General features: G+C 64.1%; 27 protein-coding genes. 15 read left to right on the forward strand and 12 right to left on the reverse strand.

The genetic code is table 11. The annotated features are described in order from the left end of the window. Nucleotides 1-61: 61 nt before the first annotated feature. Nucleotides 62-571, forward strand: a complete 510-nt coding sequence (locus tag QCE63_RS07690; protein ID WP_309832089.1) for a universal stress protein — start codon at nt 62-64, stop codon at nt 569-571. Between the two features lie 20 nt (nt 572-591). On the opposite strand, the gene QCE63_RS07695 is transcribed toward QCE63_RS07690, so the two are convergent. From QCE63_RS07695 to lexA, 3 genes are all read right to left on the reverse strand, one after another. Then, on the reverse strand, nt 592-1194 hold the full coding sequence (locus tag QCE63_RS07695; RefSeq protein WP_309832091.1) for a DUF2939 domain-containing protein: 603 nt from the start codon (nt 1192-1194) through the stop codon (nt 592-594). Nucleotides 1195-1290: 96 nt separating this feature from the next. Then, nucleotides 1291-1620, reverse strand: coding sequence for a hypothetical protein (locus QCE63_RS07700; RefSeq protein WP_309832093.1), 330 nt, complete (start codon nt 1618-1620; stop codon nt 1291-1293). A 214-nt stretch (nt 1621-1834) separates the two neighbouring features. Next, entirely contained in the window at nt 1835-2512 is a 678-nt protein-coding gene (gene lexA / locus QCE63_RS07705) for a transcriptional repressor LexA (protein ID WP_309832095.1), read from the reverse strand. 258 nt (nt 2513-2770) lie between these two features. On the opposite strand from lexA, the gene QCE63_RS07710 reads away from it, so the two are divergent. The 6 genes from QCE63_RS07710 (at nt 2771) to QCE63_RS07735 (ending at nt 8798) form a co-directional block, all read left to right on the forward strand. Next, nucleotides 2771-3805, forward strand: coding sequence for a sulfate ABC transporter substrate-binding protein (locus tag QCE63_RS07710; protein WP_309832097.1), 1035 nt, complete (start codon nt 2771-2773; stop codon nt 3803-3805). A 114-nt stretch (nt 3806-3919) separates the two neighbouring features. Then, entirely contained in the window at nt 3920-4807 is an 888-nt protein-coding gene (gene cysT / locus QCE63_RS07715) for a sulfate ABC transporter permease subunit CysT (RefSeq protein ID WP_309832099.1), read from the forward strand. After that, complete coding sequence (gene cysW / locus QCE63_RS07720) at nt 4804-5712, forward strand: sulfate ABC transporter permease subunit CysW (RefSeq protein ID WP_309832101.1); 909 nt, start codon at nt 4804-4806, stop codon at nt 5710-5712. The genes cysT and cysW overlap by 4 nt, the downstream gene beginning before the upstream one ends. Before the next feature lie 15 nt (nt 5713-5727). Continuing rightward, nucleotides 5728-6786 (forward strand): sulfate ABC transporter ATP-binding protein, encoded by a 1059-nt coding sequence (locus QCE63_RS07725; protein ID WP_309832104.1) that lies wholly within the window; start codon nt 5728-5730, stop codon nt 6784-6786. A 50-nt stretch (nt 6787-6836) separates the two neighbouring features. Continuing rightward, complete coding sequence (locus QCE63_RS07730; protein WP_309832106.1) at nt 6837-7763, forward strand: CysB family HTH-type transcriptional regulator; 927 nt, start codon at nt 6837-6839, stop codon at nt 7761-7763. Between the two features lie 42 nt (nt 7764-7805). After that, nucleotides 7806-8798 (forward strand): asparaginase, encoded by a 993-nt coding sequence (locus tag QCE63_RS07735; protein ID WP_309832108.1) that lies wholly within the window; start codon nt 7806-7808, stop codon nt 8796-8798. 52 nt (nt 8799-8850) lie between these two features. On the opposite strand, the gene lysM is transcribed toward QCE63_RS07735, so the two are convergent. The 4 genes from lysM to gcl all read right to left on the reverse strand — a co-directional run bounded on the left by lysM (nt 8851) and on the right by gcl (nt 13253). Then, entirely contained in the window at nt 8851-9345 is a 495-nt protein-coding gene (gene lysM, locus QCE63_RS07740) for a peptidoglycan-binding protein LysM (protein WP_309833723.1), read from the reverse strand. A gap of 311 nt (nt 9346-9656) precedes the next feature. Further along, nucleotides 9657-10565: a 2-hydroxy-3-oxopropionate reductase gene (locus tag QCE63_RS07745; protein ID WP_309832110.1), complete on the reverse strand. Its 909-nt coding sequence runs from the start codon at nt 10563-10565 to the stop codon at nt 9657-9659. Between the two features lie 35 nt (nt 10566-10600). Further along, nucleotides 10601-11401, reverse strand: a complete 801-nt coding sequence (gene hyi / locus QCE63_RS07750) for a hydroxypyruvate isomerase (protein ID WP_309832112.1) — start codon at nt 11399-11401, stop codon at nt 10601-10603. Nucleotides 11402-11477: 76 nt separating this feature from the next. Beyond that, a complete protein-coding gene (gene gcl / locus QCE63_RS07755) occupies nt 11478-13253 on the reverse strand; it encodes a glyoxylate carboligase (RefSeq protein ID WP_309832114.1) in 1776 nt (591 codons plus the stop codon). A 196-nt stretch (nt 13254-13449) separates the two neighbouring features. On the opposite strand from gcl, the gene QCE63_RS07760 reads away from it, so the two are divergent. From QCE63_RS07760 to QCE63_RS07795, 8 genes are all read left to right on the forward strand, one after another. Further along, nucleotides 13450-14412: a LysR substrate-binding domain-containing protein gene (locus QCE63_RS07760; RefSeq protein WP_309832116.1), complete on the forward strand. Its 963-nt coding sequence runs from the start codon at nt 13450-13452 to the stop codon at nt 14410-14412. A 149-nt stretch (nt 14413-14561) separates the two neighbouring features. Beyond that, on the forward strand, nt 14562-14933 hold the full coding sequence (gene rpsF, locus QCE63_RS07765) for a 30S ribosomal protein S6 (protein ID WP_309832118.1): 372 nt from the start codon (nt 14562-14564) through the stop codon (nt 14931-14933). Between the two features lie 34 nt (nt 14934-14967). Then, nucleotides 14968-15267, forward strand: a complete 300-nt coding sequence (gene priB, locus QCE63_RS07770; RefSeq protein WP_007000151.1) for a primosomal replication protein N — start codon at nt 14968-14970, stop codon at nt 15265-15267. Between the two features lie 2 nt (nt 15268-15269). Beyond that, complete coding sequence (gene rpsR, locus QCE63_RS07775; protein ID WP_309832120.1) at nt 15270-15545, forward strand: 30S ribosomal protein S18; 276 nt, start codon at nt 15270-15272, stop codon at nt 15543-15545. Nucleotides 15546-15573: 28 nt separating this feature from the next. Then, nucleotides 15574-16029 carry a 50S ribosomal protein L9 gene (gene rplI / locus QCE63_RS07780; RefSeq protein ID WP_309832122.1) on the forward strand — a complete coding sequence of 152 codons (456 nt, stop codon included), beginning with the start codon at nt 15574-15576 and terminating at the stop codon, nt 16027-16029. 111 nt (nt 16030-16140) lie between these two features. After that, the gene (locus tag QCE63_RS07785) at nt 16141-17532 is read left to right on the forward strand and encodes a replicative DNA helicase (RefSeq protein ID WP_309832124.1); all 1392 of its coding nucleotides are present in this window, start codon (nt 16141-16143) and stop codon (nt 17530-17532) included. Nucleotides 17533-17756: 224 nt separating this feature from the next. Then, nucleotides 17757-18383, forward strand: coding sequence for a DUF47 domain-containing protein (locus tag QCE63_RS07790; RefSeq protein WP_309832125.1), 627 nt, complete (start codon nt 17757-17759; stop codon nt 18381-18383). A 40-nt stretch (nt 18384-18423) separates the two neighbouring features. Further along, nucleotides 18424-19434 carry an anion permease gene (locus QCE63_RS07795; RefSeq protein ID WP_309832127.1) on the forward strand — a complete coding sequence of 337 codons (1011 nt, stop codon included), beginning with the start codon at nt 18424-18426 and terminating at the stop codon, nt 19432-19434. Nucleotides 19435-19482: 48 nt separating this feature from the next. On the opposite strand, the gene QCE63_RS07800 is transcribed toward QCE63_RS07795, so the two are convergent. From QCE63_RS07800 to QCE63_RS07820, 5 genes are all read right to left on the reverse strand, one after another. Beyond that, nucleotides 19483-20289, reverse strand: a complete 807-nt coding sequence (locus tag QCE63_RS07800; RefSeq protein WP_309808189.1) for an SDR family oxidoreductase — start codon at nt 20287-20289, stop codon at nt 19483-19485. Between the two features lie 59 nt (nt 20290-20348). Then, complete coding sequence (locus QCE63_RS07805) at nt 20349-21365, reverse strand: C40 family peptidase (protein ID WP_309832129.1); 1017 nt, start codon at nt 21363-21365, stop codon at nt 20349-20351. Between the two features lie 205 nt (nt 21366-21570). Continuing rightward, the gene (locus QCE63_RS07810; RefSeq protein WP_309832131.1) at nt 21571-23403 is read right to left on the reverse strand and encodes a PhoH family protein; all 1833 of its coding nucleotides are present in this window, start codon (nt 23401-23403) and stop codon (nt 21571-21573) included. 406 nt (nt 23404-23809) lie between these two features. Then, nucleotides 23810-24271, reverse strand: a complete 462-nt coding sequence (locus tag QCE63_RS07815) for a peroxiredoxin (RefSeq protein WP_309832133.1) — start codon at nt 24269-24271, stop codon at nt 23810-23812. Nucleotides 24272-24350: 79 nt separating this feature from the next. Further along, nucleotides 24351-25247: a polysaccharide deacetylase family protein gene (locus QCE63_RS07820; protein ID WP_309832136.1), complete on the reverse strand. Its 897-nt coding sequence runs from the start codon at nt 25245-25247 to the stop codon at nt 24351-24353.

The raw sequence follows: 25247 nt of genomic DNA on the forward strand, positions 1-25247 counted from the left end.
ACCTGCCTCGTTCCGATCCGGAGCGCCGGCGCGAAGGGCAAGTCTGGCCAGGGAGGTCAAGATGGATAGCTATCGAAAAATCCTGCTGTGCTATGACGGCTCCAGAGAGGGCCGCAAGGCGCTGCGTCAGGGCGCGAATCTCGCGCTCGACCTGAAGGCGGAGACGCACATTCTGGCCGTCGTCGACATGCGCTCAAGCATTGCGCAGAGCGCCGGGCTGCTGACCGACATGGCCTGCGGCCGCTTCGAGGATGCCGCCCGCGACATCCTCCAGGAAGGCGTGGACTGGTTGCGCGAACGCGGCCTGGCGGCGCAGGGACACTTCGCGTTCGGCCATCCGATCGACGAGATCGCGGCGCTCGCCGATCAGTTGAACGTGGATCTGGTGGTCGTCGGGCACCGTTGCCGCAATGGGCTCGCGCGCTGGTGGATGGGCGCGGGGAACACGCCGCTGCTCGACCGCGTGAAGTGCAGCATTCTGGTCGCTGTGTGTCAGGCGGGTGAATCGACCGAGGCGGAAGAAGACGCCGCCATGGCGGCCCGGCCGGCCAAGGCCGAAGCGGGCGCCTGACGGACGCTCTACCCGCGGCTTCAGCCGTTCAGGTTCACCGCAACGAGCTTCCACGACACGAGGCCATCGCGGTGAAAGATGGCTGAGTAGCGGGCGTCGCCTGCGCCGTGCTGATAGGTCACGACGAAAGTGCTCAAGCCTTGATAGCCCGCGGTCGTGGCGGGCGGTTGCGGCACCGCTTCGGGCGGCGGAGCGATGTTGCCCGATGCGGGCGCTCCCGATGATATCGCCGCCTCGTTCGTTCCGGCCGGCGACGGACGTTCGCCGGGTGTGCCGCGCGGCGGGATGCCGTTGAGAATGGCCGCGACGCCGTCAGGTGTTGCGTAGGTATCCACCAGCGGACCGACCACCGCCGCGCCGATCATCGCCCCGATGATCGCGAGCGGATTGCCGCTCTTCTGGATGTCCACGCGCCGTGTGAGCAAGGCAGCGACTTGTTCCTTGAGGCTCGCGCGCAGCGCGGGATAATCGACATATTGGTTGACTGTCTGCGCGTCGCGCGCATCGGCGGCGCGCTTGAGGCGATTTAGCGCGATATACGGCGATGCATAGATATAGCCCAACAGTCCGATGACGATCAGGACGACGAGCGTGGTCAGGGTGAAGCGGGTCGTGCGGGACATGCGACGGAAAGGCCTCGTGCGGAACGTGAATCCCGATTGACCGCGCATGCACCCGATAAATCCCTCGAACCAGAATTCAGCGACTGCCGGACCCGCTTACGCCAGGATTCCGCCCGCCAGCCCTGCGCTTTCCTCCGCGATGCAGCGGTCGAGCATGCGCGACACTTCGTCGATCTTGCCAACGAGAATCACGCGGGATTGTCCACGATAAACGCGCACCGGTGCGCGTTCCGCCGCTTCCGCGTGCACGGCGCTGTTCAGCGAAACCCGCGCAAAAGCGGGCTGACGCGACGGCAGTGCGGGCATGTCCGTCTCGAAGAGATCCGGCGTGGCTTCGGCGCGCGGCATGCCGCACGAAATCAGCGTGCGCAGATGGCGCAGACGGTCGAATTGGCGGAAGGGCAACAAGCGGGCGAAACGTTCCATGGTGACTCTCCAGACGATAGGACGCACAGCAGCGCGCCGCGAACGGTGGCCGTCATGCTGGTTTTCGGTTGAACGCCCGAGTGAGCGTTGCTGCGGTTGGTGAGGTGATATTCCGCTTTGTCCAGGACATTTATTGTCTCTTTAAGACAAGCGGGACATCAAAATTTCGAATCTTTTGCGAGTCTTGGCCTCACCAACGCTTGATGCCGGGATGTCAGAACTCGCCGGAACGAATCAGGCCGACCGCAATGCCTTCGAGCGCGAATTCGCCGGTGCCGGAGCGCACGAAAATGTTCTCGTAGTCCGGATTCTCGGCGATCAGTTCGACGCCGTCGCGATGACGCTTCCAGCGCTTCACCGTCACGTCGTCGCCCAGACGCGCGACGACGATCTGCCCGTCCTTCGCCTCGGTGCGCTTCTGCACGGCGAGCAGGTCGCCGTCGAGAATGCCCGCGTCGCGCATGGACAGTCCGCGCACCTTCAGCAAGTAGTCCGGCTTGCTCGAAAACAGCGCGGGGTCGCAGGCGTAGTGCTGAGAGATGTGCTCCTGCGCGAGGATGGGACTACCGGCCGCGACCCGGCCGACCAGCGGCAGCGAGAGCTGCATGATGCTCGCATGCGGCAGCGTGAACTGATGCGGCAGGTCTTCCAGCCGCTCGATGCGCGCTGACTCGGCCAGCAGCCGGATGCCGCGTGACGAGCCCGCCGCGAGCTCGATCACGCCCTTGCGCGCGAGCGCCCGCAGATGTTCCTCGGCCGAGTTGGCCGAACTGAAGCCGAGTTCGGCGGCGATCTCGGCGCGTGTGGGCGGGAAGCCCGTACGCTCGATCGCACGCTGGATCAGCTCGAACACCTGCTGCTGCCGCGCGGTGAGTTTGGATGTCTTGTTCACTGGCTCGGACCCCTCGGACACTGTATGGATGGACAGGTGACTGTATTTTTATACAGTATTCGGCGCTTTTCAAGCTTTACTTTAAGTTCGGCCGTGCGGGCCCCCGGCGCGCTCGATGTGCGGCCGGAGCGGCTTCCCATGCACAGGAATAAGCTTCTTAGCAGTTTTACGTATAAAAAAGTGAGAAACGATTATTTCTAATCATATAGACGCATCGTTAGACTGATTCCGTCAATTCGATAAGACGGAGAACGGGGAATGCAAAGCTTGAAATGGGGTTTGGGGCAGGGCGCGCGCCGCCTGCTCGCGGCGGCGGCGTTGACGGCGGCGGGCATCGGCATGGCTGCGTCCGCGAGCGCGGAGACATCGTTCCTGAATGTGTCCTACGATCCGACGCGCGAGCTCTATCAGGACTTCAATCAGGCCTTCGCGAAGAAGTGGAAGGCCGAGACGGGCGAGACCGTCACCTTCAAGCAGTCGCACGGCGGGTCCGGCGGCCAGGCCCGTGCGGTCCTCGACGGTCTGCAGGCCGACGTCGTCACGCTCGCGCTGGCGTATGACATCGACGCGCTCGCGGGCAAGGGCCTCGTCAATGCGGACTGGCAGAAGCGCCTGCCGGACAATGCCTCGCCGTACACCTCGACCATCGTGTTCCTGGTGCGCAAGGGCAATCCAAAGCACATCAAGGACTGGGACGACCTGGCGAAGCCGGGCGTGTCGATCGTCACGCCGAATCCGAAGACTTCGGGCGGCGCGCGCTGGAACTATCTGGCCGCGTGGGCGTATGCGCAGCACAAGCCGGGCGGCAACGAGCAGACCGCGAAGGATTTCGTGACGAAGCTCTACAAGAACGCGGGCGTGCTCGATTCCGGCGCGCGCGGCGCGACGACAAGTTTCGTGCAGCGCGGCCAGGGCGACGTGCTGATCGCGTGGGAAAACGAGGCGTTCCTGTCGCTGAAGGAGTTTGGTCCGGACAAGTTCGAGATCGTAGTGCCTTCGGTGAGCATCCTGGCGGAGCCGCCGGTCGCGGTGGTGGACAAGGTCGTCGACAAGCACGGCACGCGCAAGCTCGCCGAGGCGTATCTCAAGTATCTGTATAGCGACGAAGGCCAGCAGATTGCCGCACGCAATTTCTATCGTCCGCGTTCGAAGACGGTGCCGGCCGACCTCACGAAACAGTTTCCGAAGCTGAAGCTCTACACCATCGACGACACGTTCGGCGGCTGGGCCAAGGCGCAGAAGACGCACTTTGCCGACGGCGGCGTGTTCGACTCGATCTATCAGCCGCAGTAAGGACAGGTTCCGACGACGCGGCGCACCCATGACGCCGCGCGTCGCTCAAGCAGTACCCCTCAAGCAGTACCCCGGCAGCACGCGCCTCCCCCGGCGCAAAAGGAAGACTCAAGGATGACGACCTTCACATTCAGGAAACCGAGCGCCTTGCCCGGTTTCGGCCTGACCCTCGGCATCACGCTGGCTTACCTGAGCCTCGTGGTGCTGATTCCGCTTGCGGCCACCTTCGCGAAGACCGCGACGCTCGACTGGGCCCAGTTCGTGCGCGCGGTCACGTCGCCGCGCGTGCTGGCCTCGTACCGGCTGACCTTCAGCGCGGCCCTCGGCGGCGCGCTCATCAACGCCGTGTTCGGCTTTCTCGTCGCGTGGGTGCTGGTGCGCTACACGTTCCCATTCAAGCGCATCGTCGATGCCATCGTCGACCTGCCGTTCGCGCTGCCCACGTCGGTGGCGGGCATTTCGCTCGCCGCGGTCTATGCGAGCAACGGCTGGGTGGGCCAGTATCTCGCGCCGCTCGGCATCAAGGTTGCGTTCACGCCGCTTGGCGTGCTGGTCGCGCTGACGTTCATCGGCTTGCCGTTCGTCGTGCGCACGGTGCAGCCGGTGCTGGAGGACTTCGAGCGCGAGCAGGAAGAAGCCGCCGCATGCCTCGGCGCATCGCGCTGGCTGACGTTCCGCCGGGTGGTGCTGCCGTCGTTGTTGCCGGCGCTGCTGACGGGCTTCGCGCTGGCGTTCGCGCGTGCGCTCGGCGAATACGGCTCGGTGATTTTCATCGCCGGCAACGTGCCGATGAAGTCTGAGATCACGTCGCTCCTCATCATCACGAAGCTCGAACAATACGACTATGCCGGCGCCACCGCGCTCGCCGTCGTGATGCTGTGCGTGTCGTTCCTGATGCTGCTGCTCATCAACACCTTGCAGTGGTTCCTGCAACGGCGCACGAGCAAGACCGGCGCCGCGCCGGTGCATGTTACGCAGGCGACGGCAGGAGAACCGGCATGAGCAAGGTCCTGCCATTGCAAACCACATCGCAGCGTGACACGCACACGCTCAATCCCGTCACCGAACCGCGCGCGGTGCGCTGGCTGCTCACGGGCATCGCGCTCGCGTTCCTGGCGTTCTTTCTCGTCGTGCCGCTCGCGGCCGTGTTCGCGCAGGCCTTCGCCAAGGGCCTCGACTACTACTTCGAGTCTCTGAAGGACCCGGATGCCTGGTCCGCGATCCAGCTGACGCTCCTGACCGCCGCGATCGCCGTGCCGCTCAATCTCGTGTTCGGGCTGGCGGCTTCGTGGGCCATCGCGAAGTTCGAGTTTCGCGGCAAGGCGCTGCTCACCACGTTGATCGATCTGCCGTTCTCGGTGTCGCCGGTGATCTCCGGCCTCATCTACGTGCTGATGTTCGGCGCCCAAGGCTGGTTCGGTCCGTGGCTCGCCGCGCACGACGTGCAGATCATCTTCGCGGTGCCGGGCATCGTGCTCGCGACGATCTTCGTCACGTTCCCGTTCGTCGCGCGCGAACTGATCCCGCTGATGCAGGCACAGGGCAACGACGAAGAAGAAGCGGCGCACGTGCTGGGCGCATCGGGCTGGCAGATCTTCCGTCGCGTGACCTTGCCCAACGTGAAATGGGGCCTGCTGTACGGCGTGATCCTTTGCAACGCGCGCGCCATGGGCGAGTTCGGCGCCGTCTCGGTGGTTTCCGGCCACATTCGCGGCCAGACCGACACCATGCCGCTGCACGTCGAAATTCTCTACAACGAATACAACTTCTCGGCAGCGTTCGCGGTGGCGTCGCTGCTTGCGCTGCTCGCGCTCGTGACGCTCGCGCTCAAGCTCCTCGCGGAGCGGCGCATGACGCAGTCCGTGAGCGAAGCCAAAGCCTCCGCCACCGCCCCCGCACAGAACTGACAGGCCGACATCATCATGAGCATCATCGTTCGCAATCTGCAAAAACGCTTCGGCGATTTCACCGCGCTCGACCAGGTCTCGCTGGACTTTCCCGCCGGCGAACTGGTCGCGCTGCTCGGGCCGTCGGGCTGCGGCAAGACCACGCTGCTGCGGGTCATCGCCGGCCTCGAATTCGCCGATGCGGGCCAGGTCGTGCTGCACGGCGAGGACGTCGCGGAAGTGGGTGCCCGCGAGCGCCAGGTCGGTTTCGTGTTCCAGCATTACGCGCTGTTCCGTCACATGACGGTGTTCGAGAACGTCGCGTTCGGCCTGCGCGTGAAGCCGCGCCGCGAGCGGCCGAGCGAGGCCGTGATCCGCGAGAAGGTGCATGAACTGCTCAAGCTCGTGCAGCTCGACTGGCTCGCGGAACGCTTTCCTTCCGAGCTGTCGGGCGGACAGCGGCAGCGCATTGCCTTGGCGCGGGCGCTGGCCGTCGAGCCGAAGGTGTTGCTGCTCGACGAACCGTTCGGCGCGCTCGATGCCAAGGTGCGCAAGGAACTGCGCAGCTGGCTGCGGCGTCTGCATGACGACCTGCATATCTCGACGCTGTTCGTCACGCACGACCAGGAAGAGGCGCTGGAAGTGGCCGACCGCATCGTCGTGATGAATCACGGCCATGTGGAGCAGGTCGGCAGCCCGCAGGACGTGTACGATCATCCGCAGACTTCGTTCGTCTACGAGTTCCTCGGTGCGGCGAACCGCCTGCAAGGGCAGGTCGATGGCAACGGCTTCACCGTCGACGGCGCCGCCAGCCCGATCGCCGCGGAGGCCCATTTCAGCGGCCGCGCGCTGGCCTACGTGCGGCCGCACGATCTCGCGCTGTATCCGGCGGACGGCGCGCATCGCGACGGCATCACGGTTGGCGTGCGGCGCGTCGTGACGCTTGGCGGCTCGGTGCGCGTGGAGCTGGAAGGCAACGCGGGCGGTGTGATCGAAGCCGAACTGGATCGCGAGGCATGGCGGGCGCTCAGGCTCGAAGTCGGAGACGGCGTGACCGCGGTGCCGCGCACGCTGCGCGTGTTTCCGGCGCAATGACACACAGAAGCACACAGAACAAGCGATAAAAGCATCACGGAGAGACTCCCATGAACTTCCAGCAACTGCGCTTCGTGCGCGAGGCCGTGCGTCAGAACATGAACCTGACGGAAGTGGCCAACGTGCTGTACACGTCGCAATCGGGCGTATCGAAACAGATCAAGGACCTCGAGGACGAACTCGGCGTCGATATCTTCGTGCGCCGCGGCAAGCGCCTCACCGGGCTGACGGAACCGGGCAAGGAAGTGCATCAGCTGATCGAGCGCATGCTGCTCGACGCCGAGAACCTGCGGCGCGTCGCGCGTCAGTTCGCGGATCAGGACAACGGCCATCTGGTCGTGGCGACCACGCATACGCAGGCGCGCTACGCGCTGCCCAAGGTGATCCGCCAGTTCACGGAAGTGTTCCCGAAGGTCCATCTCGCGCTGCGTCAGGGCAGCCCGCAGCAGATCGCGCAGATGATCATCAACGGCGAGGCGGACATCGGCATCTCCACCGAGGCGCTGGACCGCTATCCGGACATCGTCACGTTCCCGTGCTATTCGTGGCATCACACGGTGGTGGTGCCGAAGGATCATCCGCTGGTCGGGCGCGAGAATCTCTCGCTGGAGGACATCGCCGAATATCCGATCGTCACCTACGACACGGACTTCACCGGCCGCTCGCATGTCGACCAGGCGTTCGCGAGTGTCGGCGCGATTCCCGACATCGTGCTCACCGCGATCGACGCCGACGTCATCAAGACCTACGTGGAACTCGGCATGGGCATCGGTATCGTTGCGGCGATGGCCTACGACGCAAAGCGCGATTCGGAACTCGTCGCGCTGGATACGCAGCATCTGTTCGAGGCGAGCACGACGCGCGTCGGCCTGCGCAAGGGCGCGTTCCTGCGCGCCTATGCGTACCGTCTGATCGAGATGTTCGCCCCGCAACTCGACGAAGCGCAGATCGCCGCGCAGCTGCGCGAAGCGGCTTGATCTACGCGTGATGCCCATGCCGGCTGATTTACAATCGCCGGCATGAAACCATCCTCCCTCCCTCGCATTGCCGTGCTGGCAACCGGCGGCACCATCGCCGGATCGGCCGGCGATGCCTCGAAAACCGCGGGCTACAAGGCGGGCGTCGTCGGCGTCGACAAACTGCTCGACGCCGTGCCCGCACTCGGTTCAGTCGCACGCATTCACGCGGAACAGATTGCGAGCATCGACAGCAAGGACATGAGCGCCGCGCTCTGGACGACGCTGTCACGCCGCATCGACGCGCTGCTGGCGCAGGACGACATCGACGGCATCGTGGTCACGCATGGCACCGATACGCTCGAAGAAACCGCTTACCTGCTGCATCTGACGGTGAAGCACGCGAAGCCCGTCGTGCTGACGGCGGCGATGCGGCCGTCCACCGCGCTGTCCGCCGACGGTCCGTTGAACCTGCTCAACGCGGTGACGGTGGCGGCATCGCGGGACGCGGCGGGGAAGGGCGTGCTGGTGGCGTTCAACAATCAGATTCACTGCGCCCGCGATGTGACCAAGACGAGCACCTATGCCGTCGATGCCTTCCGTTCTCCCGAAACCGGCGTGCTGGGTTTCGTGCAGGACGGACGCGTCGAGTTCCAGCGCACGGCCGTGCGACCGCATACCGTGGCGAGCGAATTCGCCGTAACCGATCAATGGCCGATGGTGGAGATCGTCGCGAGTTATGCGGACGCGTCGCGCGTGACCGTCGATGCACTCGTGGCGGCGGGCGTGAAGGGGATCGTGGTGGCGGGCACGGGCAACGGCTCGATGCACGCCACGCTGACGCAGGCGCTCGCCGATGCGGTGAAGCGGGGCGTGGCGGTGGTGCGTGCGTCGCGCGTGGGATCGGGCCATGTGATGCGCAATGGCGCGGCCCCGGATGACACATTGGGCACGGTCGGCGCGGGCACGCTGAACCCGTACAAGGCGCGCGTGCTGTTGATGCTGGCGCTGGCCAGAGGCGGGAACGACCTGCAACGCGTATTTGATACGTACTGAACAAAAAAACGCGAGCTCATGGCTCGCGTTTTTCATGATGTGCGCCTGAGGCTCACGCAGCCGGAGGAATGCGCAACACCTGTCCCGGATAGATCTTGTCGGGGCTTTTCAGCATCGGCTTGTTTGCCTCGAAGATCTGATCGTTCTTCGCGCCGCTGCCGTAATACTTCTCGGCGATTTTCCAGAGATTGTCGCCCGACACGACGGTGTAATACTGCGACTCGGGTTCCGAATTAGGCACGGTCAGTTGGTCGTCCACCTTGTCGACGTGCTGCACGTTGCCCGCGGCGACCAGAATCTTCTCCTTGGTCGCCTGATCCGGCGCCTGGCCCGACACGGTGACCGTGTGCGACGCGCCATCGTATTTCACATCGAGGTTATCCGCGTTGAGGCCTTGCGAGCGGATATAGGTGGCGATGGCTTCGCCTGCTTTCTGGTTCAGCGCGGCGACATCCGGCGCTGCGGCAGGCGTCGCGGCCTGTGCGGCCGGCGTGGCTGCGCCGAAGAGTTTCTCGCCTGCTTCCTTGATAAAACTGAGGATTCCCATTGCTTGCCTCCTTGGTTGACGTGGTGAAACGGTCTGCGAACTTTCAGGCAGTTTAGTCGCGCGCACCACCAGATAGTTCTGAGTTTCAACAAAGGAAAACACAGCAGTTGCAGCACCGCTTTGTGCAAGCGGCAGGAATCGATGCATGGCAATCCGACGCGGACACCCGACGACACTCCGTCTGACCGACCAAGGCTTACCCGGCGCAACGCCGGGTGCCGCTCTCGGACCCCACTTGCCGCCCTCAGCCCAGGACGGCATTTGTCCCGCGTGCCCATACGCGGGACGCCCCACGGTTCAGGCGCCGCGCGTTACGCGGCGGCTTTGGCTTGCGCCGGCTCGTCGGCCACCTGGAAGTTGGACATGATTTCGAGCGCACGCACGAGCGCCGAGTGATCCCATGCCTTGCCGCCGTTCGCGGCGCACACGCTGAAGAGTTGCTGGGCGCTGGCCGTGTGGGGCAGGGCGAGGCCCATCTTGCGCGCGCCGTCGAGTGCGAGGTTCAGATCCTTTTGATGCAGTTCAATCCGGAAGCCCGGATTGAAGGTGCGCTTGGTCATGCGCTCGCCGTGTACTTCGAGGATGCGCGACGACGCAAAGCCGCCCATCAGCGCTCGGCGGACGCGCTCCGGATCGGCGCCCGAACGCGCGGCGAACAGCAGCGCTTCGGCGACCGCCTCGATGTTCAGCGCGACGATGATCTGGTTCGCCACCTTGCAGGTCTGGCCCGCGCCGTTGTCGCCGATCAGCGAGATGTTCTTGCCCATCAGTTCGAACAGCGGCTTCGCGATCTCGAAGGACTTTTCCGGACCGCCGACCATGATGGTGAGCGTCGCCTCACGTGCGCCGACTTCGCCGCCCGAGACCGGTGCATCGAGATAGTCGCAGCCGAGCGCGTTGATCTTCTTCGCGAATTCCTGCGTGTCGAGCGGGGCGATCGAGCTCATGTCGATCACGAGCTTGCCCTTCGAAAGACCCTTGGCGACGCCGTCGTCGGCGAACAGCACATTGGCGACATCAGGCGTGTCGGGCACCATCGTGATGACGATCTCGCTGGCTTTCGCGACCGCGGCCGAGTCTTCCACGACCTTCGTCTGCGCGCGGATGTCGTCCGGCACCGGAAACTTGCCGTTCACGACGAGCGCGTGGCCGCCCTTGATGAGATTGCGCGCCATGTGCGCGCCCATGATGCCGAGGCCGATGAAACCGATCGTTGCCATACTGGATGCTCCTCCTTGTGTACTGGTGTCCTGGGTTACGCTGCGCTGCCTGCCGTCACGCCGCCGATGCGTTCGAGCCAGCCCAGGCCCGCTTCGGTGCCGTTGAGCGGCTTGTACTCGCAGCCGATCCAGCCTTGATAGCCGATCTCGTCGAGCAGCCGGAACAGGAATGCGTAGTTGATTTCGCCGGTGCCCGGTTCGTTGCGGCCGGGGTTGTCGGCGAGCTGGATGTGCGCGATCTGCGGCAGATGCTTCTTGATGGTCGCCGCGAGTTCGCCTTCCATGCGCTGCATGTGATAGATGTCGTACTGCAGGAACAGGTTGTCCGAGCCCACCGCGCGGATCACGTCGAGCCCGTCCTTCGAGCGGTTCAGCGCGAAACCGGGAATGTCGTGGTTGTTGCACGGCTCGACCAGCAGACGGATGTTCTCTTTCTTGAGCGCGGCGGCGGCGAAGCGCAGGTTCTCGATAATCGTCGCGCGCGCCTGTTCCGCCGAAAGGCCCGCCGTCGGAATGCCGACGAGGCAGTTCAGCTGCGACACATTCAGCGCCTTCGCGTATTCGATGGCGCGCGGCACGCCCTCACGGAATTCCGCCACGCGATCCGGCAGACAGGCGATGCCGCGCTCGCCCGCGTCCCAGTTGCCGGCGGGCAGGTTGTGCAGCACGATCTTCAAATCGTGGTCCTTCAGGCGTTGCTGAATATCGCTGATCGAAAACGCGTACGGGAACAGGAACTCGACCGCGCTGAAGCCCGCGTTCGCCGCGGCCGCGAAGCGGTCGAGGAACGGGACTTCGTTGAACAGCATGGTCAGGTTCGCAGCAAATTTCGGCATGGTTCGGTCCTGATGGTCGGTCAGTGATGAAGGCCGCGCGTACCTTCAACGAACGCGCGGCGGCGAAGCAGGGGAATCAGTCCAGCGGCGTGACGGCAGTCGGCGCATCCGACTTGCTTTCGGCGAGTTCCTCGAACTCGTTGATCGCGTCGATCTCCGTGCCCATCGCGATGTTGGTCACGCGTTCAAGAATCATCTCGACGACCACCGGCACCTGATGTTCCGCGGCCAGCGCCTGCGCCTGTTTCAGTGCGGGCGCGATGTCCTCCGGCTTGTGCACGCGCAGCGCCTTGCAGCCGAGGCCTTCGGCCACCGCCACGTGATCGACGCCATAGCCTTCGAGTTCGGGCGCATTGATATTGTCGAACGCGAGCTGCACGCAGTAGTCCATGTCGAAGCCGCGCTGCGCCTGACGGATCAACCCGAGATACGAGTTGTTCACGACCACATGCACATACGGCAGCTTGAATTGCGCACCGACCGCAAGCTCTTCGATCATGAACTGGAAGTCATAGTCGCCCGAGAGCGCGACGATCTTGCGTTGCGGATCGGCCGCCCGCACGCCGAGCGCTGCCGGAATCGTCCAGCCGAGCGGGCCGGCCTGGCCGCAGTTGATCCAGTTGCGTGCCTTGAACACGTGCAGGAACTGGGCGCCTGCGATCTGCGACAAACCGATCGTCGTGACGAAGCAGGTGTCGCGGTCGAAAGCGAGGTTCATTTCCTCGTAGACGCGCTGCGGCTTCATCGGCACGTTGTCGAAGTGCGTCTTGCGCTGCATCGTGCGCTTGCGCTGCTGGCAGTCCGCCACCCACGCGCCGCGATCCTTCAGCTTCCCGGCCGCCTTCCACTCCTGCGCCACTTCAACGAACAGTTCCAGTGCCGCCTTCGCGTCCGACACGATGCCGAGATCCGGCCCGAACACGCGCCCGATCTGCGTCGGCTCGATATCGACGTGCACGAACTTGCGGCCCTTCGTGTACACCTCGACGCTGCCCGTATGGCGGTTCGCCCAACGGTTGCCGATGCCGAGCACGAAATCCGAGGCGAGCATCGTCGCATTGCCGTAGCGGTGCGAGGTTTGCAGGCCGACCATGCCGGCCATCAGCGGATGGTCGTCGGGGATCGCGCCCCAGGACATCAGCGTCGGAATCACCGGCACGCCGATGGTTTCAGCGAACTTCACGAGCAGGTCTTCAGCCGTCGCGTTGAGCACGCCGCCGCCGGAGACGATCAACGGCTTCTCGGCGTCGTTGAGCATCGTCAGCGCTTTCTCGATCTGCGCGCGCGTTGCCTTCGGCTTGTAGACCGGCAGCGGTTCGTAGGTATCGATGTCGAACTCGATCTCGGCCATCTGCACGTCGATCGGCAGATCGACCAGCACCGGGCCCGGACGGCCCGAGCGCATCAGGTGGAATGCCTGCTGGAACACGCGCGGCACGAGCGCCGGCTCGCGCACGGTGACGGCCCATTTCGTCACGGGCTTGGCGATCGATTCGATGTCGACGGCCTGGAAATCTTCCTTGTAGAGCCGCGCGCGCGGCGCCTGACCGGTAATCGCGAGGATCGGAATGGAGTCGGCTTGAGCTGAATACAGGCCGGTGATCATGTCCGTGCCCGCCGGTCCCGACGTGCCGATGCACACACCGATGTTGCCCGGCGCCGCGCGGGTATAACCTTCGGCCATGTGCGAGGCGCCTTCGACGTGGCGCGCCAGCACGTGGCTGATGCCGCCCGACTTCTTCATCGCCGAGTAGAACGGGTTGATGGCCGCGCCCGGCACGCCGAACGCGGTATCGATTCCTTCTTTTTCCAGCACGAGGACGGCTGCATCGACGGCTCTCATCTTGGGCATGGTTGTCTCCTTCCTGGGGGCGCTAACTGAAATCCGAAATCGGGAAATGGCTGTCTGCTTTCATGCAGGGTTCGATGCACTTTAAGTCTGTGAAAAAGGTTTGATAAGATCAGCGCGAGTCGCTTTTTACCAAACAAAAAGTATCGAATGGCGACGTGGCGCGGCTGAGCGGCCGGTGCGCGTCCGGAGACGACAGATGGACCGTTTCAAGCAGATCGAAACCTTCGTGCGTGTGGCCGAGGCCGGCAGCCTGGCTGCGGCGGCGCTGGAGGAAGGCGTTTCGCCGGTGATTCTCGGGCGGCGCATCGACGCGCTGGAGAAGCGCCTCGGCGTGAAGCTGATGTATCGCTCGACCCGGCGGCTGGTGGTCAGCGAGGAAGGCGCCGCGTTTCTCGACCGCTGCAGGAATCTGCTGGCGGAATGGGATCAGGCGGAGAACGAACTCGCGGCCGGACGGCGCGCGGTGGGCGGGCATCTGATCGTGTCCGCGCCGGCGGCGTTCGGGCGCATGCATGTCGCGCCGCACGCGCCGCGCTTCCTCGCCGACAAGCCCGAATTGCAGATGTCGTTCAATCTGACGGACCGCGTCGTGGATCTCGTGCGCGAGGGCTATGACCTGTCGATACGCATCGGCGGGGCCGTCGATCCGAACTTCGTCGCGGTGAAGCTGGCCGGCAACCGGCGCGTCGTGTGCGGCACGCCGGCGTACTTCAGGAAGCACGGCCGGCCGAAAACGCTCGAGGACCTGCCGAACCACAATTGCCTGGCGTTCAATCTGCAAGGCGGCCAGAACCGCGGATGGTATTTCCGCCGCAACGGCAAGATCGTGACGGTGCGCGTGGCCGGCACGCTCGATTGCAACGACGGAGAACTGCTGCACCGCTGGGCCTCGGAAGGGCTGGGGCTGGGCTGGCGATCGACGTGGGAGATCCAGCGGCAACTGGAATCCGGGGAGCTCGAAACCGTGCTGGACGACTTCGAACTGCCTGACTACGACATCCTCGCGGTCTACCCGCAGCAGCGTTACGTGCCCGCGCGCGTGCGCTACTTCATTGATTATCTTAAGGAAATTTTCGCGCAATCGGGTTATTGGAGCCGTCCGCTCACCTTGCCGGGCGAACCGGTTCACATGGAGACTGCGACGGCCAAGCACCGCTAACTGCCTGAAATCACTACTGAAATCGGCTGAGAAAAGGCTATGTGGCTTGCGAGAAGCGGCATTCCACGCTATAGTCTCGGGCTTCTCACTTGCCGCACCGGTCCGACGCCCGGGCGGCTTAAATCCACAAGTCAGTACAAGGAGTGAATATGCGTCATTACGAAATCGTCTTCATCGTGCATCCCGATCAAAGCGAGCAAGTGCCCGCCATGATCGAGCGCTACAAGAGCACGATCACGTCGCACGGTGGCCAGATCCACCGCGTCGAGGACTGGGGCCGTCGTCAACTGGCCTACATGATCGAGAAACTCGCCAAGGCTCATTACGTCTGCATGAACATCGAGTGCGACCAGCCCACGCTGGAAGAGCTGGAACACGCATTCAAGTTCAATGACGCCGTTCTGCGTCACCTGATCGTCAAGATGAAGAAGGCCGAAACCGGCCCGTCGCCGATGATGAAGGAAGTGCAGCGCGAAGAAGCCAAGAAGGCGGCCAGCCAGCCGTCCGAAGCGCAGGCTTAAGGCGAATCAGTTCGTCACAGCCACCAAGGTTCAAGTGAATCGGCTGCAACTGACAGCAAGCGTCGTGGAACGCGAACCGGTGCGGTACACGCCCGCCGGCATCCCGATTGCAAGCTGCACGTTGCAACACGCCGCGGAAGTCGTCGAAGCGGGCATCGCCCGGAAAATCGAACTGACGCTTCAGGCGGTCGCAGCCGGAGAGGCGAGCGGCAGGCTGGAAAGCTGTCCGATGGGCGTCGAAACACGCTTCACCGGCTTTCTGGCCAAAAAGAGCCGTAACGCGCGAACCCTGGTGTTTCACATCACAGAATTGCAGGACATTGGAAAGGACTAATCATGCCCCGCCCGACTAATAAGAAGTTTGACAAGCGTCGTCAGCAACAAAACCCGCTCTTCAAGCGCAAGAAGTTCTGCCGTTTCACGGCAGCCGGTGTCGATCAGATCGACTACAAGGACACGGAAACGCTGAAGGACTTCATCGGCGAAAACGGCAAGATCACGCCGGCTCGTCTGACCGGTACGAAGTCGCATTATCAGCGTCAGCTCGACACGGCCATCAAGCGCGCACGTTTCCTCGCGCTGCTGCCGTACACCGACCTGCACAAGGCCTAATCAGACGACGCAATAGGGAAAGCCAAAAATGCAAATCATTCTTTTGGAAAAGGTCGTCAATCTGGGCAACCTGGGCGACATCGTCAAGGTCAAGGACGGCTACGCACGTAACTTCCTGATCCCCGGCAAGAAGGCACGCCGCGCGACCAAGGACGCCATCGCCGAATTCGAAGTTCGCCGCGCCGAACTCGAAAAGAACGCCGCCGAAAAGCTGGCTGCGGCTCAAGCCCAAGGCGAAAAGCTGAGCGGTTTCACCGTGCAGATCTCGCAAAAGGCAGGCGTCGACGGCCGTCTGTTCGGTTCGGTCACGAACGCGGACATCGCTGAAGCGCTGAAGTCGCAAGGCTTCGCCGAAGTCGAAAAGGCGCAAGTGCGCCTGCCGAATGGCCCGATCAAGCTGGTCGGCGACCATCCGGTTCAAGTGGCGCTGCACACGGACGTGCTGGTCGACGTCACGGTGTCGGTGCTCGGCGAGCACGCTTAAGTCTGATGCGAGGCATCGCGCCTCGCGAATCGGATCAGAAATGGCAGGAGCTGAACGGCTCCTGCCATTTTTTATTGTCCACGCTCGGCCATTGTCCGATAATTCCACCCCATGAACGCTCCGTCCAAAGATCCGCAACTCGACGCGCTGAAGGTCCCGCCGCATTCGATCGAAGCTGAACAATCGGTCATCGGCGGCCTGCTGCTGGACAACGCCGCGTGGGACCGCATCGCCGACGTGATGGCGCAAGGCGATTTCTATCGCTACGACCATCGCATCATTTACGAACACATCGGCAAGCTGATCGCGGCCACGCGTCCCGCGGACGTCATCACCGTCCACGAAGCGCTGACGATGGCCGGCAAGGCCGAGGAAGTGGGCGGGCTCGCGTATCTGAATGCGCTGGCGCAGAACACGCCGAGCGCGGCGAACATCCGCCGTTATGCCGAAATCGTGCGCGACCGCGCGGTGTTGCGCCGGCTGGTCTCGGTCGCAGACGAAATCTCCGCCGACGCTTTCAATCCGCAGGGCAAGGAAGTCCGCCAGATTCTCGACGAAGCCGAATCGCGCGTGTTCTCGATCGCCGAAGACGGCGCGCGCGGCACGCAGGGCTTTCTCGAAATCGGACCGCTGCTGACGCAAGTCGTCGAGCGCATCGACACGCTGTACCACACCGCCAACCCCAGCGACGTGACCGGCACGCCCACCGGCTTTGTCGACCTCGACCGCATGACCTCGGGCATGCATGGCGGTGAGCTGATCATCGTGGCGGGACGTCCGTCGATGGGCAAGACGGCCTTGTCGATGAACATCGGCGAATATGTGGCCGTGGAATATGGCCTGCCAGTCGCCGTGTTCTCGATGGAAATGCCCGGCACGCAGCTCACCATGCGTATGCTCGGCTCGGTGGGCCGGCTCGACCAGCATCGCATGCGCACGGGCCGCCTCACCGACGAAGACTGGCCGAAACTCACGCACGCCGTGCAGAAGATGAGCGAGGCGCAATTGTTCATCGACGAAACCGGCGGCCTCAACCCGATGGAACTGCGCTCGCGCGCGCGGCGTCTGTCGCGCCAGTGCGGCAAGCTGGGCCTCATCATCGTCGATTATCTGCAGCTGATGTCGGGCTCGGGCAGCGCCGGCGAAAACCGCGCCACCGAAATCTCGGAAATCTCGCGGTCGCTGAAGAGTCTCGCCAAGGAACTCGACGTGCCCGTGATCGCGTTGTCGCAGCTGAACCGCGGTCTGGAACAACGTCCCAACAAGCGCCCGATCATGTCGGACCTGCGCGAATCGGGCGCCATCGAACAGGATGCGGACGTGATCCTGTTCATCTATCGCGACGAAGTCTATAACCCCGACAGCCCGGACAAGGGCACGGCGGAAATCATCATCGGCAAGCAGCGTAACGGTCCGATCGGACCGGTGCGCCTGACGTTCCACGGCCAGTTTACGAAATTTGACAATTTCGCAGGCTCGCAGACCTTCTACGGCAGCGAGTGAAGTCGCTGCCTTTCAGCAGTAGATAAAAGGTAGTCAAGTGCCGTGGCGCAAGCATCCTGGAAGGTGCGAAGCGCACGCGGCGGCACGACGACTGCTTGCCTGTCCCGGGTGCACGCCATGATTCGCGGCGCTTGAGCGCGGCACGTCGGGGTGCGCGCACGGGTACAATATGTCAGTTTGATGTCTGCCTTTAAATTGACCCATTAATCGGGATCGGGATTTTCATGTTCGGTCGTTTCATGCCCACTGAGGGCAAATTCTTCGAAATCTTCAACGCGCACGCTAAGTGCATCGTGGAGGCCAGCCGCGAGCTCGAGCTGCTGATCGACAACCTCGACGAAGCCGAGATGCACAAGCAGAAAGTGCAGGCGAACGAGAAGCGCGCTGACAAACTCACGCATGAAACCATCGACCTGCTGCACAAGACCTTCATCACGCCGCTCGACCGCGACGAGATCCACAAGCTGATCACCACGATGGACGACATCCTCGACCTGATGGAGGACGTCGCCACGGCCATTTCGCTGTATGACGTGCGTGCGGTGACCTCGGAGGCGAGCCAGCTCGCGCACATCAGCACGGCGACGTGCGAGCGCGTGCAGCAAGCGGTCGGGCTGTTGTCCGACATGAAGCGCGCGAGCGAAATCCTGAAGATCTGCGAGGACATCGACCGGCTCGAGTCGGACGCGGATCGCGTGCTGCGCTCGGCGATGTCGAAACTGTTCCGCGAGGAAGACGACGTGAAGACGCTCATCAAGCTGAAGGCGATCTACGAGCTGCTCGAAACGATCACCGACAAGTGCGAAGACGTCGCGAACATCATCGAAGGCATCGTGCTGGAAAACGCCTGATCGACGGCGCGCACAACACCGGTCAAACCCATACTCACTGATGCATTCGATTCAACTCGCCATCTGGGCAGTCGTGTTGCTCGTTGTCGTCGCACTCGCGTTCGACTTCATGAACGGTTTCCACGACGCCGCCAACTCCATCGCCACGGTCGTCTCGACCGGTGTGCTCAAGCCGCAACAAGCGGTTGCCTTTGCGGCGGCGTTCAACGTCATCGCGTATTTCATCTTTCACCTGAAGGTCGCGGAAACGGTCGGGAAGGGCACCATCGATCCCGAGATCGTCGACCACTATGTGATCTTCGGCGCGCTCGTCGGGGCGATCGGCTGGAATATCGTCACCTGGATCTACGGCATTCCGTCGAGTTCGTCGCATGCGTTGATCGGCGGGCTGGTCGGCGCGGCGCTCGCCAAGTCGGGCTGGGGCTCGCTCAACTGGGACGGCCTGCTGAAGACGGTCGCGTTCATCTTCATCTCGCCGTTGCTGGGCTTCGTGCTCGGCTCGTTCTTCATGCTGCTGGTGTCGTGGCTGTACTTCCGCACGCCGCCCTCGAAGGTCGACCGGCGCTTCCGCCGCATGCAGCTGGTCTCGGCGGGTTTGTATTCGCTCGGTCACGGCGGCAATGACGCGCAAAAAACCATCGGCATCATCTGGATGCTGCTGATCGCCACCGGCTACGCGTCCGCCACCGCCGATGCGCCGCCGATCTGGGTCATCGGCCTGTGCTACCTCTCGATGGGCCTGGGCACGTTGTTCGGCGGCTGGCGCATCGTGCGGACGATGGGTCAGAAGATCACCAAGCTCAAGCCGGTCGGCGGTTTTTGCGCGGAGACGGGCGGGGCGATCACGCTGTTCGTCGCGTCGTTCCTCGGCATTCCAGTGTCCACCACGCACACGATCACCGGCGCGATTGTCGGCGTCGGCGCAACGCAGAAGTTCAGCGCGGTGCGCTGGGGTGTCGCGGGCAACATTGTGTGGGCGTGGATTCTGACCATTCCGGCCTCCGCCGCGCTCGCCGCAGCGGGCTGGTGGCTCGGACACCGGTTCCTTTAAGCGTCGCTTGGAACGGTTCGCCCCGCGTCATGGCGGGGCGGGCATGGATCAGATGATCGGCGAGGAGACCCCGTCCATCGGAATGAGCGCGCCCGAGACGTAACTCGCCCGGCGGCTCGCCAGGAAGAGCGCGACGTCGGCGATTTCCTCCGGCTTCGCATAGCGTCCGAACGGCACCTTCGCCTGACTGTCGGCGAGAACCTGATCCCGCGTGACGCCCTGGCGTTTGGCTTCGAGATCGAGCGCTTCCTCGACGCGTTCCGTCAGCGTGGAGCCCGGATTGATCGCGTTGATGCGGATGCCGAGCTTCGCATAGTGATGCGCCAGCCCCACGGTATTGAGCATCAGCGCGGCATTGGCGGCGCCGCCCGCGATGTGGATGTCGCTGGCCATCTTCCCGCCCATCCCGATGATGTTGACGATGGCGCCCGGCTCCGCTTGCGGATCGGCGCGCAGGCGTTCGGCCATTCGCTTGAGCACCACTTGCTGGGGATACACGTAAGAGAAGTACTTGGCATCCATCGCGGCCTTGTACGCGGCGGCGTCGAGCGTGTCGGGATCGTAGCGTTTTGCGGCGCCCGCGCTGTTGATCAGGATGTCGATGGGGCCGAGCGCCGCGCTCGCTTCCTCGACGACGTCGTCCGCGCTGTGCGCTTCGTGCAGATCGGCGCGCGCCAGATGCACGTGATAGCCGCTGCTCGCGAGCTGCTCGCGGGCGCGGGCGAGATTGGCGGCATCGCGCGAGACGATGGCCACTTTCGCGCCTTCCGCGGCGAACGCCTTGGCACAGGCGAAACCGATACCCTTGCTGCCGCCCGTAATCAGCACGACCTTGCCCGCCAGTCCCAGATCCATGGTGTTGCGCTCCGTGGTGAAATCGTTCGGAACACGATAGCAGACGCGCGCGGCCCGCGTCAGTTCGTGCCGGTGGCGAAGCGGGCGATGGGGTCGTCGTTCGGTGCAGGACGCGGCGCGGCGAGCGAGCCGGTCGAGGCGCGCATCACGCGCACGGGCGGCTCTGCGGGGGCGAGGTTGGCGTTGTCATAGGCCGTTTGCGCCGTGCGTGCCTGCTGCTGCGCGGCGCGCGAGTTGGACGGCGGCGGCTCGAAGGCGTCGGCGGCGGCCTGGATCGGATCGGTTGACGCGTTGATCGCGGCCGTGGCGGCGGGCGCAATCGCGCCAGCGGCTTGCGATTGCCGCTGCGCCGCGCTCAGCGACGAAGGCGGCGGCTCGAAGGCGTCGGCGCTTGCGGCTACCGGGGCCGGCGCCGTCTGGCGCGCGTAGGTCGGTGCAGGTTGCGCGGCCGGCGCGGCGGCTTGAACCGCGGGAGACGCGGCAGGTGCGGCAGGCGCAGGCGATGCCAGATAAGTCGGGCCATCGAATGGCGTCGGTGCGGCCTTCGGCGCCGCGACGCGGCGGATGCCGTCGAAACGCTTGGCCCAGTATGGATTCGTGAGGTAATCGAGACGCACCGTGCCGCCCGTCGATGGCGCGTTCACGAAGCGCAGCTTGCCCACGTAAATGCCGACGTGCGAATGCGCCCGCCCAGTCGTATTGAAGAAGATCAGGTCGCCGGCGGCGATTTCGTCCGGTTCGACCGATTCGCCGCGCGAACTCATCTCGCCGGTGGTGCGCGGCAGATCGACGGACGCGGCGCGCTCGACGACATAGCGCACGAGGCCGCTGCAATCGAAGCCTGCATCCGGCGTGTTGCCGCCCCAGCGATACGGCACGCCGACGAGCGACATCGCCTGGATGGAGATTTCCTCGCGCCCGATGCTGTGATCGACGAAGGTCGGGAAACCGGGCGGCGGCTTGAAGGTACGCGTGGCGGCGGTACTGGACGCGGGCTTGCGCGTGGCCTGCTGCGGCGCGGAACCACACGCGGCGAGCAGCACGGACACGAGAAGCGGCAACCAGATTCGACGCATTGCAGAAAGGCGAGCGCAGGCTCGCCCAAGGATGGCAGTGTGCCGATACTAGCCCGTCGCACGGGCGTGCGGCAAGCGCTGTTGAAGTTTTACATGAGGATTCGGCCATAAGTGTTGCCGTCGCGGAACGGCGAAAAGAACTGAAGCCCCATGAAAAACGGCCCGGCGGATCGCTCCGCCGGGCCGTGCATTGCAATCAAACCGCTTACAGGATGTCCGACGCGTAGTCGGCGAGTCGCGAGCGTTCGCCGCGCGCCAGCGTCACGTGCCCGCCGTGCGTCCAGCCCTTGAAGCGGTCCACGACATACGTGAGGCCCGAACTGCCTTCGGTCAGGTAAGGCGTGTCGATCTGCGCGATATTGCCGAGACACACGATCTTGGTCCCCGGGCCCGCGCGCGTGACGAGCGTTTTCATCTGCTTCGGCGTCAGGTTCTGCGCTTCGTCGATGATCACGTACTTGTCAACAAAGGTCCGGCCGCGCATGAAGTTCATGCTCTTCACCTTGAGACGCGAGCGGATCAGCTCCTGCGTCGCGGCGCGGCCCCATTCGCCGGCGGCGTCGTCGGTTTTCTGGAGCACTTCGAGGTTGTCGTCGAAGGCGCCCATCCACGGCTGCATCTTCTCTTCCTCGGTGCCCGGCAGGAAGCCGATGTCCTCGCCCACCGGCACGGTGGCGCGTGTCACGATGATCTCGTTGTAGCGCTTGTCGTCGAGCACCTGCGCCAAACCGGCGGCGAGCGCCATCAGCGTCTTGCCGGTGCCGGCCTGGCCGAGCAGCGTGACGAAGTCGACTTCCGGGTTCATCAGCAGGTTGAGGGCGAAATTCTGCTCGCGATTGCGCGCGGTGATGCCCCACACATTGTTCTTGTGATGGCCGTAGTCACGCAGCGTCTGCAGCAGCGCGGTCTTGCCGTTGAGTTCGCGCACCACGGCGTGGAACGACGGCTCGCCGTTCTGCGGCTCGAGATAGACAAACTCGTTGACGAGCATCGACGAGCACAGCGGACCGGTCACGCGGTAGTACGTGGTGCCGGTCTTGGTGTCCTGCCAGCTTTCCATGCCCTTGGCATGCCGCGTCCAGAAGTCCTGCGGCAGCGCGCGCACGCCGGAGTAGAGCAGGTCCTTGTCTTCCAGGACCTGATCGTTGAAGTAGTCTTCGGCGGGCAGCCCGAGCGCGTGCGCCTTGATGCGCATGTTGATGTCTTTCGACACCAGCACGACCTGGCTCTCCGGGCGCTCCTTCTGCAACGCGCGCACGACGCCGAGAATCTGGTTGTCGGCCTTGCCGACCGGCAGGCCCTCGACCGGCTCGATGTCGGTGAGCGTCGTCTGGAAGTAGAGGCGGCCGAGCGCGTCACGGTTGCCTTGCGCGGCGAGCGGAATGCCTTCCGTCATCTTGCCTGCATGCGCGACCAGTCCGTCCAGCGTGCGGCTCACCTGACGCGCATTGCGCGCCACTTCCGACATGCCCTTCTTGTGGTTGTCGAGCTCTTCGAGCGTCATCATCGGCAGATAGACGTCGTGTTCCTCGAAGCGGAACAGCGAGCTTGGATCGTGCATCAGCACGTTCGTGTCGAGCACGAACAGCTTGCGCAATTCGGCTTCGGCGGCGGCGCCCTTGCGGCGCTTGGGCACCGCACGTGTGTCCTTCGCGCTAGCCACGGGCACTTCCGCGTGTTCAACGTGTGCTTGCGGTTCGTCCTGTTTCGACCGGACGGCGGGCGCCGGCTGCAACAACGCCGCGGTCTGCCGCGATTTGCGGCCGCGCGTCGGGATGGTGCCGGGCGCGGGCGGCGGCACGGCCGCATCCACCTGCGCTTCGGCGGGAACCTGGATCAGCACTTCGCTGGCGATGGCGCGCAGCGTGTGCGCCGCGTTCGCGGGACGTTCGGCGGTAGCGGTGGCGGCGCCGCCGTGGGCATCGTCGTCGCTCGCTGCAGCGGGCTTCTTCGACGATTTCGAAGGCCGCGCTTTGGCCTTGTACTCGTCGGACGGAAGGAGATGGCCGAGCTTGGCCGGGGCGGTAGGCAAAGGCATGGTGTTCCCTCGAAAGGAATCGGGTCGTGTATCGTGCGCCGCCTGTCGCATCCTGCTCGTCCGCCCTCGCAGCGAGACGCGTGCCGCAGTTTGCGCCCGGCGGCGCGCTTCAATGTCGAAAACGCCGGTTCGCCTAGGTGTCGATCTGCTCCTCGGGAGTGCGTCCGTGGGTTATCGCGCGGCGGGGAACTGCGTGGCTTCCGCGCGATATCCAATAAAAAAGCCGCCGTTCCGACTACCGGAACCCGCGGCTGACTTCTCTTTCAGAGCGCCTGCGCCGACCCGCTGCCTCACCGCCCGGATAACCCGGATCCATGCCGACCGCGCCGCAGGGCGCACGACGGCTCGTGCCGGGAAGGAGGAAAGTGAAGGGACAGGCGCTCATTGCGAACCAATATATCGTGCCTCAAATGGCTTGTACAGCCTCCACGATGGCCTCGACGTGCCCCGGCACGCGCACGCCGCGGAACTCCTGCCGCAGCACGCCCTGCGCGTCGATCAGGAAGGTCGAGCGCTCGATGCCGCGCACTTCCTTGCCGTACATCTTCTTCATCTTGATGACATCGAACTGTGCGCAGATGGCTTCGTCGCCGTCCGACACCAGCGTGTAGGGAAGTTCCAGCTTGGCCTTGAAGTTGTCGTGCGACTTCACGCTGTCGCGCGAGATGCCGACCACTTCCGCGCCGGCTTTCTGGAACTGCTCGTAGTGGTCGCGGAACTGCAGGCTTTCGGTCGTGCAACCCGGCGTGTTGTCCTTCGGATAGAAAAACAGCACGACCTTCTTGCCGCGCAGGGAGGAGAGGGTGAACTCGCCGCCGGTTGCGGGCGCGGTGAAATCGGGGACGGGCTGGTCGACAGCGACTGACACGAAGGCTTCTCCGTTGTTGTGGATTGTTGGTGAGGGAGACGATCTGGACACGCGCCGCGCACGCTGCCCGGGCATCAATTCAACCCGGCTGGACGATGAGTTCGCCCGCGCGGCCCGGAATCTCGCCCCACGTGACAGGGTACGTGGGCAGCGTCGCGCGGTCCAGCGCCGCATGATAATCGCCCATCGTGGCGAAGACGTGTCCTTGCGCGCGCCAGCCGGCCAGCAGTTGCCCGAACACGGGCGCGAGTTTCTGGCCTTCGAGTTCCGCATGCAGCGTGAACACCTGGTCGTGCGGGTTGTTCTCGGTGTGCTTCAGCAGATACGCCGCGACATTGCTTTCGTCGACGCCCGCCACGCCGAGCACTTCGTCGAGCGTCGGCAAGGTGGTGGGCATCTGCACATGGTTCAGCGTGCGGCCGTCGAGCACGGGGATGTAGGGCGTGTGGCCGCGGCCGTCGGAGGCGTAGCGCATGCCCCAGGCGTCGATCTGCTCGAACGCGTGGCCGTTCATCTGCCAGCCGGCCGCGCCGTGCGTGACCGGCGGCGCGCCGAAGATCTCGATGAAGCGCGCATGGCTCTGCTGCATCTGCGTCACGGTCCAGTCGCGGTCGCGCGCGCGCACGTTGTCCTGCCAGTACACGTGGTCCCACGTATGGATGCCGCATTCGAAGCCGGCTTCGTGGATGGCGCGCATCTCCGACACGGCTTCGCGGCCGATGTCCGGTCCCGGCAGCAGCACGCCGTACATCAGCGTCTTGAGGCCGTAGTGCTCGACCACCGAGGTGCGCGACACCTTCTTTAAAAAGCCTGGCCGGAACACGCGGCGCAAGGCCCAGCCGGTATGGTCCGGACCAAGGCTGAAGAGAAAGGTGGCGCGCGCGGCGTACTGGTCGAGCAGACGCCCGAGGTTGGGCACGCCTTCGCGCGTGCCGCGCAGGGTATCGACGTCGATCTTGAGGACAATGCGGGCCAC

This window comes from Caballeronia sp. LZ065 (genome assembly GCF_031450975.1).
Taxonomy (GTDB): Bacteria; Pseudomonadota; Gammaproteobacteria; order Burkholderiales; family Burkholderiaceae; genus Caballeronia.

Excerpts from the sequence above, each read along its gene's own strand:
- rpsF (WP_309832118.1), top strand. The coding sequence starts at position 14,562 with ATGCGTCATTACGAAATCGTCTTCATCGTGCATCCCGATCAAAGCGAG.
- QCE63_RS07805 (WP_309832129.1), bottom strand. The coding sequence starts at position 21,365 with ATGCGTCGAATCTGGTTGCCGCTTCTCGTGTCCGTGCTGCTCGCCGCG.
- QCE63_RS07730 (WP_309832106.1), top strand. The coding sequence starts at position 6,837 with ATGAACTTCCAGCAACTGCGCTTCGTGCGCGAGGCCGTGCGTCAGAAC.
- QCE63_RS07690 (WP_309832089.1), top strand. The coding sequence starts at position 62 with ATGGATAGCTATCGAAAAATCCTGCTGTGCTATGACGGCTCCAGAGAG.
- QCE63_RS07760 (WP_309832116.1), top strand. The coding sequence starts at position 13,450 with ATGGACCGTTTCAAGCAGATCGAAACCTTCGTGCGTGTGGCCGAGGCC.
- QCE63_RS07790 (WP_309832125.1), top strand. The coding sequence starts at position 17,757 with ATGTTCGGTCGTTTCATGCCCACTGAGGGCAAATTCTTCGAAATCTTC.
- lysM (WP_309833723.1), bottom strand. The coding sequence starts at position 9,345 with ATGGGAATCCTCAGTTTTATCAAGGAAGCAGGCGAGAAACTCTTCGGC.
- gcl (WP_309832114.1), bottom strand. The coding sequence starts at position 13,253 with ATGCCCAAGATGAGAGCCGTCGATGCAGCCGTCCTCGTGCTGGAAAAA.
- cysW (WP_309832101.1), top strand. The coding sequence starts at position 4,804 with ATGAGCAAGGTCCTGCCATTGCAAACCACATCGCAGCGTGACACGCAC.
- QCE63_RS07800 (WP_309808189.1), bottom strand. The coding sequence starts at position 20,289 with ATGGATCTGGGACTGGCGGGCAAGGTCGTGCTGATTACGGGCGGCAGC.
- QCE63_RS07810 (WP_309832131.1), bottom strand. The coding sequence starts at position 23,403 with ATGCCTTTGCCTACCGCCCCGGCCAAGCTCGGCCATCTCCTTCCGTCC.
- QCE63_RS07745 (WP_309832110.1), bottom strand. The coding sequence starts at position 10,565 with ATGGCAACGATCGGTTTCATCGGCCTCGGCATCATGGGCGCGCACATG.
- cysT (WP_309832099.1), top strand. The coding sequence starts at position 3,920 with ATGACGACCTTCACATTCAGGAAACCGAGCGCCTTGCCCGGTTTCGGC.
- QCE63_RS07735 (WP_309832108.1), top strand. The coding sequence starts at position 7,806 with ATGAAACCATCCTCCCTCCCTCGCATTGCCGTGCTGGCAACCGGCGGC.
- rplI (WP_309832122.1), top strand. The coding sequence starts at position 15,574 with ATGCAAATCATTCTTTTGGAAAAGGTCGTCAATCTGGGCAACCTGGGC.
- rpsR (WP_309832120.1), top strand. The coding sequence starts at position 15,270 with ATGCCCCGCCCGACTAATAAGAAGTTTGACAAGCGTCGTCAGCAACAA.
- QCE63_RS07710 (WP_309832097.1), top strand. The coding sequence starts at position 2,771 with ATGCAAAGCTTGAAATGGGGTTTGGGGCAGGGCGCGCGCCGCCTGCTC.
- QCE63_RS07725 (WP_309832104.1), top strand. The coding sequence starts at position 5,728 with ATGAGCATCATCGTTCGCAATCTGCAAAAACGCTTCGGCGATTTCACC.
- QCE63_RS07785 (WP_309832124.1), top strand. The coding sequence starts at position 16,141 with ATGAACGCTCCGTCCAAAGATCCGCAACTCGACGCGCTGAAGGTCCCG.
- QCE63_RS07795 (WP_309832127.1), top strand. The coding sequence starts at position 18,424 with ATGCATTCGATTCAACTCGCCATCTGGGCAGTCGTGTTGCTCGTTGTC.
- hyi (WP_309832112.1), bottom strand. The coding sequence starts at position 11,401 with ATGCCGAAATTTGCTGCGAACCTGACCATGCTGTTCAACGAAGTCCCG.
- QCE63_RS07700 (WP_309832093.1), bottom strand. The coding sequence starts at position 1,620 with ATGGAACGTTTCGCCCGCTTGTTGCCCTTCCGCCAATTCGACCGTCTG.
- QCE63_RS07695 (WP_309832091.1), bottom strand. The coding sequence starts at position 1,194 with ATGTCCCGCACGACCCGCTTCACCCTGACCACGCTCGTCGTCCTGATC.